This window comes from Methylobacterium sp. 092160098-2, assembly GCF_028920805.1.
In the GTDB taxonomy this organism is placed as follows: domain Bacteria; phylum Pseudomonadota; class Alphaproteobacteria; order Rhizobiales; family Beijerinckiaceae; genus Methylobacterium; species Methylobacterium fujisawaense.
The window spans coordinates 4,626,713-4,640,907 of record NZ_JAQPZJ010000001.1 but is presented as its reverse complement, the minus strand read 5'-3'; the positions used below and the strand labels follow the sequence as shown (position 1 = coordinate 4,640,907).

Sequence of the window (14,195 nt, the reverse complement as noted above, 5' to 3'; positions counted from 1 at the left end):
TCCCCTCTCCCGCACGGGAGAGGGGGCACGGCGCGGGTGTCCCGACCGGAGCAGCCTCCGGAGCCGGGTCCCGCTGCGCGGCCCCGGGATGACGCGCGTTCCACGAATGCCGGAGACGGGGCTGGAAGACGGCCCCGTCCGGCGACATGCTGGCGCGGCGCCTCCCCCCGTACGGACGGGCGGGCGGCCGGACACCCGGAACAGGGACACCCGCATGGCCGCGCGCTTCGCCCTCCTCGGCCTCGGCGCGATGGGGCATCCCATCGCCCGCAACCTCGCGGCCAAGCGGGACTCCGACGCCGAGACGCTCGTCGCGATTGATTGCGATCCGCGGCGCCTCGCCGGTCTCGACACGCCGGGGCTCGTCGCCACGACCGATCCTGGTCAGGCCGCCGGCGCCGACGTGCTGTTCCTGTGTCTGCCGGACGGCGACGCGGTCGAGGCGGCGCTCTTCGGCACCGGCGCCTTGGCGGAGCGCCTCGCCCCCGGGGCAGTCGTGGTCGACCTCAGCACCATCGCCCACGCCAAGGCCCTGGCGATTGGCCGCGCCGTGGCGGCGACCGGGCGCGCCTTCGTCGATGCGCCGGTCTCCGGGGCGCCGGCCGGTGCCGAGGCCGGGACGCTCACCGTGATGTGCGGCGGCGAGGCCGGGGCGGTGGCGCGGGTGCGCCCGCTGCTGGCGCGGATCGGCACGACCATCCTCGCTATGGGGCCGGCCGGGTCTGGCCAGCTCACCAAGACGATCAACAACGCGCTCTACGACATCAACATCGCGGCGCTCGCCGAGGTGCTGCCGATGGCCGTCGCCCTGGGGCTCGACCCGGATCAGGTCGCCCAGGTGGTCACCACGGGCACGAGCCGAAGCTACGCGGCGCAGTTTTTCGTGCCGCGCATCCTCCAGGGCCGCTTCGACGAGGGTTATCCGATGGGGGCGGCCTACAAGGACCTCGTCGCCGCGGCGGCGATCGCCGCGGAGAACGGCTTCCCGATGCCGGTCACCGCGGCCGCCACCGTCACCTACCAGACCGCCCTGCGCCAGGGACACGGCGACCGGGACAAGGGCGCTATGGTCCTGCCGTTCGAGGCGCTGCTCGGGGTCCGGGTGCGGTCGCGGTCCTAGGGGATCGCCCCGGCGGAGCGGCCGCGAAGGAGGGCTTCAGGGATCGCGCGCCCGGCCGGAGGCCTCCTTCGCGGCCTTCGCCGCGCTCCGGCACCGCGGGACGCGGGCGCGGATGCGAGGCATCCCGCGGGATCAGGGCAGCTCCAGCACGTCCTTGAGGGGGACCACCGCCAGCACCGCACCCGACGCGTCGGCGATCTCGAAGGACTGGCCGGCCAGCACCGCGCCGTCGACGCGCTGGATCTCCAAGAGCGCGCGGGCGGAGCGCTCGGCCTCGGCGCGGGCGGCGTCGAGGTCGGCCAGGTCAGCGCCGTCGAGATCCTCGATCAGCCACTGGCCGTCACGGATGTGGAGATAGAAGTGCGGCATGTCCGGCAAACGGCCGCTGCCGCCTCCGGTTGCACCTGGGCCGCTCGGCACGGTCCGCTTGTGTCCGCCCGGTCACTCCGCGGCTTCGGTCTCGGGCAGGGCCGCCTGCCCGGGCCGGGGCGCCACCGGTGCGTCGGCGCGCTGCAGAACCTCCAGGGCCGCATCGGCCTCCCGCTGGCGGTCCCAGAGCGCCGCGTAGACGCCCCCGGCCTCCAGCAGCTCCGCATGGGTGCCGCGCTCGACGATGCGGCCGTGGTCGAGGACCAGGATCGCGTCGGCGTTGACCACCGTGGACAGCCGGTGGGCGATCACCAGGGTGGTGCGGCCGCGGCTGACCCGGTCCAGCGCCGACTGGATCTCCGCCTCCGTGAAGGAATCGAGCGCCGAGGTCGCCTCGTCGAGCACAAGGATCGGCGGCGCCTTGAGGATGGTCCGGGCGATGGCGACCCGCTGCTTCTCGCCGCCCGAGAGCTTCAGGCCGCGCTCGCCCACCGGCGTGTCGTAGCCCTCCGGCAGGCTCGAGACGAAGCGGTCGATCTGCGCGAGCCGGGCCGCCTCGCGCAGCTCCGCGTCGGTGGCGTCGGCCCGGCCGTAGCGGATGTTATATCCGATCGTGTCGTTGAACAGCACCGTGTCCTGCGGGACCATGCCGATGGCTGCCCTCAGGGATTCCTGCGTCACCGCCGCGATGTCCTGCCCGTCGATGCTGATCCGCCCGCCCTGCGGCTCGTAGAACCGGAACAGCAGGCGCGAGAGCGTCGACTTGCCCGCCCCCGAGGGCCCGACCACCGCCACCGTCTGGCCCGCCGGTATCGCGAAGGAGACGCCGCGCAGGATCGGCCGCTCCGGATGGTAGGCGAAACGGACATCCTCGAACCGCAGCGTGCCGCCCGCCACCGCGAGCGGCGCGGCGCCCGGCCGGTCGGCGATCTCGGGGTTCTGCCCGAGGATGCGGAACATGTCGTCGATGTCGATGAGCGCCTGTTTGATCTCGCGGTAGATCATGCCCATGAAGTTGAGGGGCATCGAGAGCTGCACCAGCATGGTGTTGGCGAGCACGAAGCCGCCGATCGTGGTGCGCCCGGCCAGGATGTCCCGGGCGGCGAGCCACATCACCACGGTCATGCCCAGGGTGAAGATCACCGCCTGCCCGGCATTGAGCACCGCCAGGGACACGTAGGTCTGCGTCGAGGCCTTCTCGTACCGCGCCATCGACTCGTCGTAGCGGGCGGCCTCGCGGCGCTCGGCGCCGAAATACTTGACGGTCTCGTAATTGAGCAGCGAATCGACCGCCTTGGTGTTGGCGTCCGTGTCCGAGGCATTCATCCGGCGGCGGATGGCGATCCGCCACTCGGTCGCCTTGTAGGTGAAGGCGAGATAGGCCGCGACCGTCACGAAGGCGGTCGCCGCGTAGGTCCAGCTGAACTCGTAGGCCAGCACGCCGAGCACCAGCACGAACTCGACGATGGTCGGCACGAGCGTCAGCACCATCAGGCGCGACAATTCCTCGATGCCGGCGCGGCCGCGCTCCAGCACCCGGGTGAGGCCGCCGGTCTTGCGCTCCAGATGGAAGCGCAGGGACAGCCGGTGCATGTGCTCGAAGGTCTGGAGCGCGAGGCGCCGCACCGCATGCATCGCCACCTTGGCGAACAGACCGTCGCGCACCTGGGTCAGCGCCGACATGGCGATCCGCGAGACGCCGTAGAGGGCGATCAAGAGCATCGGCGCGGCGAGCAGCCCCGTGGGCACCGGTGCGTCCTTGCCCCCCACGGCGGCGACCAGCGCGTCGGTAATCCACTTGAAGGTGAACGGCGTCACCATCGTCACCAGCTTGGCGGCGAGCAGCAGGCCGAAGGCCAGGAAGACGCGGCGCTGCAGGTCGGGCCGGCCATGGGGCCAGAGATGCGGCCAGAGCCGGCGGTAGGTGGCGATCAGGCCGGGGCGCTCGGCCGGGAGAGGCGGCCCGGCCTGAGGCGCGGTCTTGTCGGTCATGCGGGTTCTGTCGGGAGGGAATGCTGAGTGCCGCATATAGGCGCGGGGCGGCGCGGGATCACCCGCGCTGCGCGCAGGGCACCCGTCACGCCCGCCAGAACGGCTTCGCGATCTCGATGCGCAGCGCCCACGGCTCCAGGCCGGCATCCCGAGCCTGATCGGGGTGGAGCGCCGCGAGGGCGCGCCGGGTGCGGATCCGATTCAGCCACGTCCGGAGCAGGGACGGGCGCGCGGCGGGGCGGCGAAGGGCGGGTGACGAAGACAATGTGACGGCGGGCATCGCGGTCGATCCGGTGGCGGGGATGTGCAGTCCGGCCGGGATTGCTGGCGGAGCATTGATCCGATACACATCTCGGATCAATCGAAACATTGATCTCGGAGCAATGATGCGCGCCGCGGATTACCGCTCCGTCGCCGACGCGATCGCCGCCGACATTGCGGCGGGCCGGCTGCGCCCCGGGGCGCGGCTGCCGCCGCAGCGGGACTTCGCCTACGCCCGGGGCATCGCGGTCTCGACGGCGAGCCGGGTCTACGCGGAACTGGCCCGCCGGGGGCTGGTGACCGGCGAGGTCGGGCGGGGCACCTATGTCCGCAGCGATCCGGGGCAGGCCGGCCTGCTCCGGCCGGAGCCGCCCGCGGCGGCCCTCGACCTGCAGCGGACCCATTCGCGCCTGCCGGAGCAGGAGGCGGTCCTGTCCGAGACCCTGGCGGCGCTGGCCCGCAGCGGCGCCGAGATCGGCTTCAGCCAGTACGGGCCCGCGGGCACGCCGCGGGCGCAGGCCGTCGCCGCCGGGTTCCTGGCCCGGGAGGGCTACGCCCCCGATCCCGTCGATATCCTGTTCACCGGCAACGGCCGGCAGGCGCTGGCCGCCGCCCTGGCGGCCCTGGCGGCGCCCGGCGAGCGGATCGGCTGCGAGCCCCTGACCTATCCGGGGGTGAAGGGCATCGCGGCGCGGCTCGGGATCACGCTGATCCCGCTGGCGATGGATGCCGAGGGAGTCTGTCCCGAGGCGCTGCTCCAGGCCCACCGGGCGACCCCGCTGAGCGGGGTCTATCTCCAGCCGACCCTGCACAATCCCCTCGGCGCCACGATGGGGCCGGCGCGGCGGGCCGCCCTGGCGGAGGTCCTGGATCGCACCGGGCTCATCGCCATCGAGGACGCGGTCTACAGTTTCCTGGCCGAGGCGCCGCCGTTGGCCGGCCTCGTACCGCACCGGGTGATCTTCGTGGACAGCCTGTCGAAGCGGGTGATGCCGGCCCTGACGGTCGGCCTGATCGCCGCGCCGCCTGCCCTGACCGACCGGCTCGCCGCCTCCGTCCGCCAGGGGGCCTGGACGGTGCTCGGCCTGTCGCTCGCGGCCGGCATGCACTGGATGGCCGGGGGCTCGGCGGCGGCGCTGGCCGAGGCCAAGCGCCACGATGCGGCGGCCCGGCAGGCTCTGGCCCGGGCCGCGCTCGCCGACCTCCGGGTGGTGGGCGATCCGCAGGCCTACCACCTCTGGCTGGAACTGCCCGAGACGTGGCGGGCCGAGGCCTACGCGGCCGCGGCCCTGCGCCAGGGCATCGCCCTCCTCCCGGCCTCGGCCTTCGCGGTCCATCCCGGCCACGCGCCGAACGCGGTGCGCCTCGCCCTGGCCTCCCCGTCCCGCGCGGACCTCGACGGGGCGCTGCGCAGCCTGCGCCGCCTGGCGTTTGCGGGCGACGATCAGGTCGTGGAGTGAGGCGGGTCTTGGGACGGCGCCGGTGCCCGGCTCTGCCCGGCTCTGCCCGGCTCTGCCCGGGCTGTGCCGCCCGCGGTCACGGCGGTGCGCGTGACGACGGTTCGGCGGCATCGACCGGAGGCGGTCCGGGCGCCTTGCGCGCGGGGACCCGTCCCGTCCCTGGGCCTCGCCCTGATTGGCGATCAGGATTCTGGAGCCCTCCTGCGAGGCCCGCGCGCGCGGGCACCCCAGGACGAGGTCGTGGTCTGGAGCTCCGGCGTTTCAGGCCGCCCCGGCGGCCCTGAGGACGGTCGGGCAGGCCCCGAAGCCGCTCAGCCGCGCTTGTCGGCGGGGAGCACGAAGATCTGGCCCGGATAGATCAGGTCCGGATCGCGGATCTGGTTCTGGTTGGCGTCGTAGATCACCGTGTAGCGCTCGCCCCGGCCATAGGTGCGCTGGCTGATGCGCCACAGATTGTCGCCGCGGGTGATCCGGGCCGTGCTGATCTCCGGCACGAACACCGTCCCGGCCCGGTTCGGCCCCGCCATGTCGGCCACCAGGGGGCTCGCTCCGGCGGCCGGGGGCGAGGCCGCGGCCGGCCGGTCCCGATCGGCCCCGTCGCGGGCGTCGCCGGCCCGCGCGTCCGGGGCCCGCGCCCCGTCCTGGGCGGCCGAGGGCGCGGGCTCGGCGGGTTCCCGGGCGGCGAGCTGCGCCGGCTCGGGCACCGACAGGGGCACCGCCGCGCGGCTGGCGACCTTGCCGGTGGCCGGGTCGACCTCATCGATCCGCACTTGGTACTGGCCGGACTTGAGACCGCGCCCGATGGTGAAGGTCGCCCGGCCGTCCGGCCCGATGCTGCCGGGGGCGATCAGCGTGTCGTTGAGGTAGAGCTGGATCCTGGCTCCCGGCGTACCGGTGGCCGTCACGAACAGGCGGCCGTTCCCCTGCACGTCCACGCTGACGATCCGGGTCGGCGCCGACCCGGGCGCCGCGGCCTCGCGGGTCTCGCCGCTCCCGGCCGGCCGCGCGGCCTGCGCAGGGTCGGCGGGCCTGGAGCCGGGCTCGGTGCTGGGCTGAGAGCTGGGCTTGGATCCGGCCCAGCCATCCGCCTTGCCTCCCGCTTTGGCGTCGGCCGTCGCGCCGGGGGCGCCGGGCTGCGACAGCACCACGGTCGCGGCGTCCGGGGCGGTCAGGGCCACCAGGGGCTGGCGATCCCGGCCGGGGGCGACATCCACCGCGACGCTCTGCTGCGACTCGGTCGCGCGCCCGTCCTTGCCGGTCATGCGCAGGCGGAGGGTGCTGGCCCCCGCCGGCAGGGCCGGCGGCACGATCGCGAACTGGCCGTTGGCGTCGGCCTTGGCCCGGGCCACCGGCCTGCCGTCGACCAGCATCTCGATCCCGGCATCCGGCGCACCGCGGCCGGCCACCACGGCGTCGCCGTTCGGCTCGACCCGGACGATGTCGAAGCGCGGCGCCTCGGCGGCGTCCGGCAGGCGCGCATCCGGGCTTGGGCCGGCCTGCGGCGCTCCGGGTGCGGCGGCGCGGGGATCCTGCGGGCGGGCGGCCATGTTGCCCGCCCCGGCGCCGGGCTCGCCCGGCCCGGCTTGTCGTCGCGAAAGTCGATGGTCGGGTCGGGGCGACCGGCCACGGCGCCCGGATCGGTCAGGCCGCGCAGGCTGGCGCTCGGCGCGGGGGCGTCCGGAACGGGACGGCCGGTGAGCCGCCGCAGGGAATCGCCGCCGAACAGCGCCAGCACGAGTCCCAGTCCGCCGAGAAGGCCGGCGAGCGCCAGGGCGAGACTGCGCCGCACCTGTCTCGACATCGCCACGAAGGCCTCCCCTGATCCTGCCGCCGCCCGTCGGGCCGCCCCGCGCGAAAACCGTCGACGGCGCCGCCCATAATACCGTACATGGTCCTGACACCAAGCCGTCCCGCCGTCCAGGCGGGCGAATCCCCCGCGAATTCAGCAGTTTGGCGCGTGGAGTGCCGGGCGCGGGGCGTGTTCTGGACGGCTCGCAACGGACGCGCGAGGAGGGCGCCGGATGGCCCCGGTGAGGACAGTCTGTGTCTATTGCGGCTCCGGCTTCGGCCGCGACCCGGCCTTCCGCGAGGCCGCGGAGGTCCTCGGGACCGCGCTCGCGCAGGCGGGGATGCGCCTCGTCTACGGCGGCGGCGATGTCGGCCTGATGGGAACGGTCGCCCGGGCGGCGCTCGCCGCCGGCGGCCACGTCACCGGCATCATCCCGGATTTCCTCCAGGCGCGGGAGCACATGCTGGCGGACGTCCAGGAGACCGTGGTGGTGCCCGACATGCACACCCGCAAGCGCCTGATGTTCGAGCACTCGGATGCCTTCGTGACCCTGCCGGGCGGCATCGGCACCCTGGAAGAGCTGGTCGAGCAGCTGACCTGGGCGCAGCTCGGGCGGCACCGGAAGCCGGTGGTGCTGGTCTCGGTGGCGGAGTTCTGGGCGCCGCTGCTCGCCCTGTTCGAGCACATGCGCGGCCACGGCTTCATCCGCGAGGGCCTCGACCTGAGCTACCTCGTCGCCCGCGAGGCGGCCGAGGTGGTGCCGATGCTCCGCACGGCCGGCCACGAGCCGGATCCCCAGGCCGAGACCATCGTCCAGCAGCGGATGTGAGGCGGTCCGGGCGGGATCCGGTGCGCCGGCGACCGCGCGGCGGGAGGATTTTCAGGATGCGCGCTTCCCTCCTCGCGGCCCTGCCGCTCGCCGGCCTCGCCAGCGCGGCCTCGGCCGGACCCGCGCCGGTCCTCCAGACCCTGGACTACGCCAACACCCGCTATTCGGATCTCGCCCAGATCGACGCCGGCAATGTCGGGCGCCTCAAGGTCGCCTGGACCTTCTCCACCGGCGTCCTGCGCGGCCACGAGGGCGCGCCGATCGTGATCGGGCACGTGATGATCGTGCACACGCCCTTCCCCAACGTGGTCTACGCCCTCGACCTCGACCATGACGGCCGAATCCTGTGGCGCTACGCCCCCCGGCAGGAGGCCGGCGTCATTGCCGTCATGTGCTGCGACACGGTCTCCCGCGGGCTGGCCTACGCGGACGGGCGGCTGTTCCTGCAGCAGGCCGACACCACCGTGGTCGCCCTCGACCCCGAGACCGGCCGGGTGCTGTGGTCGGTGAAGAACGGCGATCCGGGCCGGGGGGAGACCAACACCGCCACGGTCCTGCCGGTCCACGGCAAGCTCATTGTCGGGCTCGCGGGGGGCGAGTACGGGGCGCGCTGCCACGTCACCGCCTACGATCAGGCGACGGGCCGGCGCCTCTGGCGCGCCTACGCCACCGGGCCCGATGCCGACATGCTGGTCGATCCGGAGACGACGACCGAACTCGGGCGCCCGATCGGCAAGGATTCCTCGCTGACGAGCTGGGAGGGCGACCAATGGCGGACCGGCGGCGCCTGCAGCTGGGGCTGGTTCTCCTACGATCCCGACCTGAACCTCGTCTATTACGGCACCGGCAACCCCGCGACCTGGAACCCGTCCCAGCGCCCCGGCGACAACCGCTGGTCCATGGCGATCATCGCCCGCGACGCCGACACGGGCATGGCCCGCTGGGTCTACCAGATGACCCCCCACGACCAGTGGGACTATGACGGCGTCAACGAGATGATCCTCACCGAGCAGGTGATCGCCGGGCGGTCGCGCAAGGTGCTGACCCATTTCGACCGGAACGGCTTCGGCTACACGCTCGACCGCGCCACGGGCGAAGTGCTGGTGGCGGAGAAGTTCGATCCCACGGTCAACTGGGCCAGCCGGGTCGTGATGGACCCCGCCGCCCCCGATTACGGCCGGCCGGTGGTCGACAAGCGCTACGCGCCCGGGGAGGCCGACGAGGAGGAGGTGACCAAGAACATCTGCCCCGGGGCGCTGGGCGCCAAGAACCAGCAGCCCGCGGCCTACTCGCCCCTGACCCGGCTGTTCTACGTGCCGACCAACCACATGTGCATGGATTACGAGGCGTTCCGGGTCACCTACACGCCCGGCCAGCCCTATGTCGGCGCGACGCTCACCCTGCACCCGCCGGAGGGCTCGGACCGGACCGGGGCGTTCATCGCCTGGGACGGCGCCAAGGGCCGGATCGCCTGGACGATCCCGGAAGCCTTCTCGGTCTGGTCGGGGGCGCTGGCCACCGCCGGCAACGTGGTCTTCTACGGCACGCTGGAGGGCTACCTGAAGGCGGTCGATGCCCGGGACGGGCACGAGCTCTACCGGTTCAAGACGCCGTCCGGCATCGTCGGCAACGTCACCACCTACCTGCACGACGGGAAGCAGTACGTGGCGGTGCTCTCCGGGGTCGGCGGCTGGGCCGGGATCGGTCTGGCGGCCGGGCTCACCGATCCCGCCGACGGTTCGGGGGCGGTCGGCGGCTACGCGGCCCTGTCGCAATACACGGCGCCGGGCGGGCAGCTCACGGTGTTCGAACTGCCGAAGTAGGCCCGGCCGCCGGTCCCGGCGGCATCCGCACGCGCCGCCGGGCGATTCGCACGGCATCCCGCCGGGTCGCTTCGGCGCCGGATCCGCCCGGGCGCAATCCGGGCCGCCTCCCCTGCCCCGCCTGGCCCCGACCCCTGCAACCGCGTCCGGCCTCGGGCGCGGCTGTTCAGGTGCGGCCGCACGTGCGCGGCAATCGAAGGCCGAAACCCAGTTCTTGACGGATATTGTGATAGACTAAATCCGGTAATCTTCGTGCAGGCTCCAAAAATAAGCCGACTTACAGAGTGTTGCTCCGAAGATACGAATCAAGAAGACGTCAGATTTTGAACGAAATATGACGATTTTCCATCGATGATCTTGGATATGGGGCGCGCGACCGGCCGGACGGGGCGGTGTCGGGGAGCGCATCATGAAACGGGGATATGGGGTCTCAATCGCCGCTCTGGCGGTCGCGATGCTCGGTTCGGGCGCCCAGGCACAGACGCCCGGTGCGGGCAACGGCGTCGACATCCTGTCGGGCTTCGGGCGGATCTGGATCCCCGGACGGACCTACGACACCGGATCGCCCACGGCCCTCGGGGCGCCCCTCCTGCTGCGCAACATCCAGATCGTCGCCGAGCGGGCACGGGAGCGGACTCTCGCGCAGGAGGTCGCCGCCTATTACGACGACCGCCGCAACCAGAGCTACAGCGTCATCGACGGCCTCGGCCCGCTGACCCAGGCCTATCTGGCGGGGTCCGGGGCGACCACCACGATCCCGGCCTTCGACGCGACCACGTCCCGCGTCCAGTATGTCGACCAGGGCACCGGCGCCGGCGTGACGACGTCGCCCCTCGGGAAGGTCGTGCAGCTGGTCAACGTGTTCCGGACCAACGCCTCCACCAGCCCGGCCAAGGACGCCTACAGCTACCCGCGCCCGTGGCGGCAGAGCCTGAACGGCGAAAGCCTCGGCTTCGTCGTGCCGCCCTCCCTCGTGCCGGAGAAGAGCCCGACGCCCGCGACGGATGGCGGCTTCCCGAGCGGCCACACCAACGCCGCCTACCTCTCGGCCCTCGCCCTGGCCTACGCGGTCCCGCAGCGGTTCCAGGAACTGCTCACCCGCGCCAGCGAGCTCGGTGACAACCGCATCGAGGCGGGGATGCACTCGCCCACCGACGTGATCGGCGGCCGCGTGCTGGCGACCTACTTCGCCATCCGGGCGCTCAACGACCCGGCCAACGCGACCCTGCTGGCGGACGCCGTCGCGCAGGCCCAGAGCTACCTGAGCCAGGCCTGCGGCGGGCCGGTGGAACGGTGCGCCCACGCCGCGGTCGATCCCGCCACCGACCGCTTCTCCGATTCTGCGCGCAACAAGGCCGCCTACACGGCGCGCCTCACCTACGGTCTCCCCTCGGTCGGACCCACCAATCTGCCGCCGGTGGTCCCGACGGGCGCCGAGGCGCTGCTCGCGACGCGCTTCCCCTACCTCACGGCGGCGCAGCGCCGCGACGTGATCGCCACCACCGAGCTGCCCTCCGGCGGGTTCCTCGACAACGGCCTGGGCTACGACCGCATCAACCTGTTCGCCGCCGCCGACGGCTACGGGGCCTTCAACGGTCCCGTCAGCGTCACCCAGGATGCGGCCAAGGGCGGCTTCTCGGCCTACGATGTGTGGCGCAACGATATCGGCGGCGCGGGCAGCCTCGAGAAGCTCGGCAGCGGCACCCTGGTGCTGGCCGGCGCCAACACCTACGCGGGCGGCACGACGATCGGCGGTGGGACGCTGGTCGGCCATGCGGGCGCCTTCGGCACGGGCGCGATCGTCGACAACGCGGCCCTCGTGGTCGATCAATCCGTCGACGGGACGCTGCCCAACGCCATCTCGGGCTCCGGGACCCTGACCAAGACCAATGCCGGCACCCTCACGCTCACCGGCCTCAACACGCTGAGCGGCGCCACCACGGTTCAGGCCGGGCGGCTCGCGGTGAACGGCTCCCTCGCCAACTCGGTCGTGTCGGTGCTGCCGGGGGCGGAGCTCGGCGGCTCCGGCACGGTGGGCGGGATCGGTGCGCTCTCGGGGGGCACGGTGGCGCCGGGCAACTCCATCGGCACGCTCACCGTCGCCGGCAATGCCACCTTCGCGGCCGGCTCGACCTACCGGGTCGAGGCCAACGCCGCCGGACAGGCCGACCGCATCGCCGCCACCGGCAGCGCCACCCTGTCGGGCGGCACCGTCCAGGTGCAGGCCGCCTCGGGCGCCTACAACCCGCGCACCACCTACACGATCCTCTCCGCCGCCGGCGGCGTCTCGGGCCAGTTCGCCGGCGTGACCGCGAACCTCGCCTTCCTCAGCCCGGGCCTGCGCTACCGGACCGACGCGGTCGACCTGACCCTCACCCGCAACGACGTGCCGTTCGCCGCGTCAGCCACCAGCCGCAACGGCATGGCGGCGGCCAACGCCGTCCAGGCGGCCGGCGGCGGCCGGCTCTTCGACGCGGCGGTCGCCTTCACCACCACCGAGGCCGATGCCGGCTTCCGGGCGCTGGCCGGCGACATCCATGCCGGCACCGTGTCCACCGCCTACGAGACCGCGTTCTTCGTGCGCGAGGCGGTGCTCGACCGCCTGCGCTGGGGCAGCCCCGGCACCGGCCTCGATTACGGCACCCTGCCGGCCGCCTACGCGGCCGACCTGCCGGGGCGCCAGCCGGTGGTGGCGGGCGTGCCGGTGCGGACCCTCGACCCGCAGGTGTTCGGGCTCTGGGGCCAGGGCTTCGGCGCCTTCGGCACGGCCGAGGGCGGCGGCAACGCGTTCAACCTCGACCGGCAGATCGCCGGCTTCGCGGCGGGCGCGGATGTCCGCGTGTCGAACGGGCTGCGCGTCGGCGTGGTCGGCGGCTACACGGAGGCGTATCTCGACAGCGCCGGCCGGACGGGCGGCACGAGCCGGGCGGAGAGCGCCACGCTCAAGAGCGGCTTCGGCGGCCTGTATGGCGGCTATGAGGTCGGGCCGTTGTCGCTGCGGCTGGGGGCGCTCTACGCCGGGACCGACACGCGCACCCGGCGGGCGGTGCTGTACGGGCTGTCGGACACGCTGAGCGGCCATGGCGGCGGCTATACGGTGCAGGGCTTCGGCGAGATCGGCTGGAGGATCGCGCTCGGCCAGCCGGCTCCGGCGGCTCTGGTGTCGAGGGACGGCGTCGCGGTGCCGGTGCCGCCGGCGGCCTCCTACGTCGAGCCGTTCGTCGGCGGGGCGTATGTCGGCATCCGGCGGGACGCCTTCGCGGAGACCGGGGGCGCGGCGGCGCTGGCGAGCGTCGCGCGGGACTACGATCTCGGCGCGGCGACCGTGGGGGTGCGGGCGCAGACGGGCCTGGAGCTAGGGCTGGGTCTTCCGGTGACGCTGCGGGGTCTGGTCGGCTACCGGCGGGCGTTCGGCGACGTGGTGCCGACGGCCCTGCTGCGGTTCGGCACGGGCCCGGCCTTCCTGAGCGCGGGCGTGCCGATCGACCGGGACGCGCTGGTGGCGCAGGTCGGGCTCGATCTGGCGGTGGCGCCGAACGCGAGCCTGGGTGTGGCCTATACCGGCCAGACCGGCGCCCGCGCCCAGGATCAGGCCGTGAAGGGCACCTTCACCCTCCGGTTCTAGCGCGCGACGCCTGCGCGCCGACGAAATCCACGAAGGCGCGCAGGGGCGCCGGCAAGAGCCGCCGGCCCGGATAGTAGAGGAACGGGCCGGAGAAGACCTGCCACCAGGGTTCCAGCACCGGCTCCAGGGCGCCGCTCGCGAGCTGCGGGCGCAGCCAGTCCTCGAAAAGGTGGACGATCCCGGTACCCGCGACCGCGGCTTCCACCGCGAGGTCGCTGGCGGCGACCCGCACGATCAGCGGCCCGGACGGGTCCACCCGGACGATGTCGCCGTCGCGCTCGAACTCCCAGGGCGCCGTCAGGGCGCCGCTCGGGAACCGGCCGAGCAGGCAGGCATGGGCGAGGAGGTCGCGCGGATGCTCCGGCCGGCCGCGCCGGTCGAGATAGGCCGGGGACGCGGCGGTGGCGAAGCGCTGCCGCCGCGGGCCGATCGGCACGGCGATCATGTCCTGCTCCAGCCGCTCGTCGTAGCGGATCCCGGCGTCGCAGCCCGCCGCCAGCACGTCGACGAACCCGTCCTCGACGACCACCTCCAGGCGGATCTCCGGGTAGGCCGCCAGGAAGGGCGGCACGAGGGCCGGCAGCACGAGGCGCGCCGCGCTCAGCGGCACGTTGAGCCGCAGCGTCCCGGCCGGCCGGTCGCGGAACCCGTTCACCACGTCGAGGGCGGATTCCACCTCGGCCAAAGCCGGGCCGAGCCGCTCCAGCAGGCGCATGCCCGCCTCGGTGGGCGCGACGCTGCGGGTGGTGCGGTTCAGGAGGCGCACGCCGAGCCCCGTCTCCAGCCGGCGCACCGCCTCGCTGAGGCGCGACGCGCTTCCGCCCCCGGCGCGGGCGGCCTCGCGGAAGCCGCCGGCCCGCGCCACGGTCACGAAGGCGGCGAGGTCCGTGAGATCCTGGGTCATTGTTCGAAAATCCGCACAGCCCG

General features: G+C 73.4%; 10 protein-coding genes. 5 read left to right on the top strand and 5 right to left on the bottom strand.

What is annotated here, in order from left to right:
• Positions 1–214 precede the first annotated feature (214 nt).
• Positions 215–1,120, top strand: a complete 906-nt coding sequence (locus PQI07_RS21835; protein WP_053608319.1) for an NAD(P)-dependent oxidoreductase — start codon at positions 215–217, stop codon at positions 1,118–1,120.
• Positions 1,121–1,252: 132 nt separating this feature from the next.
• Here PQI07_RS21835 and PQI07_RS21830 read toward each other — a convergent pair whose 3' ends face one another.
• From PQI07_RS21830 to PQI07_RS21820, 3 genes are all read right to left on the bottom strand, one after another.
• On the bottom strand, positions 1,253–1,489 hold the full coding sequence (locus PQI07_RS21830) for a DUF6894 family protein (protein WP_043382977.1): 237 nt from the start codon (positions 1,487–1,489) through the stop codon (positions 1,253–1,255).
• A gap of 72 nt (positions 1,490–1,561) precedes the next feature.
• The gene (locus PQI07_RS21825) at positions 1,562–3,481 is read right to left on the bottom strand and encodes an ABCB family ABC transporter ATP-binding protein/permease (protein ID WP_043382974.1); all 1,920 of its coding nucleotides are present in this window, start codon (positions 3,479–3,481) and stop codon (positions 1,562–1,564) included.
• Between the two features lie 85 nt (positions 3,482–3,566).
• Entirely contained in the window at positions 3,567–3,761 is a 195-nt protein-coding gene (locus PQI07_RS21820; RefSeq protein ID WP_043383150.1) for a DUF1127 domain-containing protein, read from the bottom strand.
• Between the two features lie 106 nt (positions 3,762–3,867).
• Between PQI07_RS21820 and PQI07_RS21815 the strand changes: the two genes are divergently transcribed.
• Positions 3,868–5,202: an aminotransferase-like domain-containing protein gene (locus PQI07_RS21815; protein ID WP_274927759.1), complete on the top strand. Its 1,335-nt coding sequence runs from the start codon at positions 3,868–3,870 to the stop codon at positions 5,200–5,202.
• A gap of 311 nt (positions 5,203–5,513) precedes the next feature.
• Here the strand turns inward: PQI07_RS21815 and PQI07_RS21810 are convergent, their stop codons facing one another.
• Positions 5,514–6,749, bottom strand: coding sequence for a LysM peptidoglycan-binding domain-containing protein (locus PQI07_RS21810; RefSeq protein ID WP_274927379.1), 1,236 nt, complete (start codon positions 6,747–6,749; stop codon positions 5,514–5,516).
• Positions 6,750–7,223: 474 nt separating this feature from the next.
• Between PQI07_RS21810 and PQI07_RS21805 the strand changes: the two genes are divergently transcribed.
• The 3 genes from PQI07_RS21805 (at position 7,224) to PQI07_RS21795 (ending at position 13,268) form a co-directional block, all read left to right on the top strand.
• The gene (locus tag PQI07_RS21805) at positions 7,224–7,820 is read left to right on the top strand and encodes an LOG family protein (RefSeq protein ID WP_043347456.1); all 597 of its coding nucleotides are present in this window, start codon (positions 7,224–7,226) and stop codon (positions 7,818–7,820) included.
• Between the two features lie 56 nt (positions 7,821–7,876).
• Positions 7,877–9,643 carry a methanol/ethanol family PQQ-dependent dehydrogenase gene (locus PQI07_RS21800; RefSeq protein WP_274927378.1) on the top strand — a complete coding sequence of 589 codons (1,767 nt, stop codon included), beginning with the start codon at positions 7,877–7,879 and terminating at the stop codon, positions 9,641–9,643.
• A 409-nt stretch (positions 9,644–10,052) separates the two neighbouring features.
• Positions 10,053–13,268, top strand: a complete 3,216-nt coding sequence (locus PQI07_RS21795) for an autotransporter domain-containing protein (RefSeq protein ID WP_274927377.1) — start codon at positions 10,053–10,055, stop codon at positions 13,266–13,268.
• On the opposite strand, the gene PQI07_RS21790 is transcribed toward PQI07_RS21795, so the two are convergent.
• Positions 13,252–14,172: a LysR family transcriptional regulator gene (locus PQI07_RS21790; RefSeq protein ID WP_043757148.1), complete on the bottom strand. Its 921-nt coding sequence runs from the start codon at positions 14,170–14,172 to the stop codon at positions 13,252–13,254. The genes PQI07_RS21795 and PQI07_RS21790 overlap by 17 nt on opposite strands.
• Between the last annotated feature and the right edge of the window lie 23 nt (positions 14,173–14,195).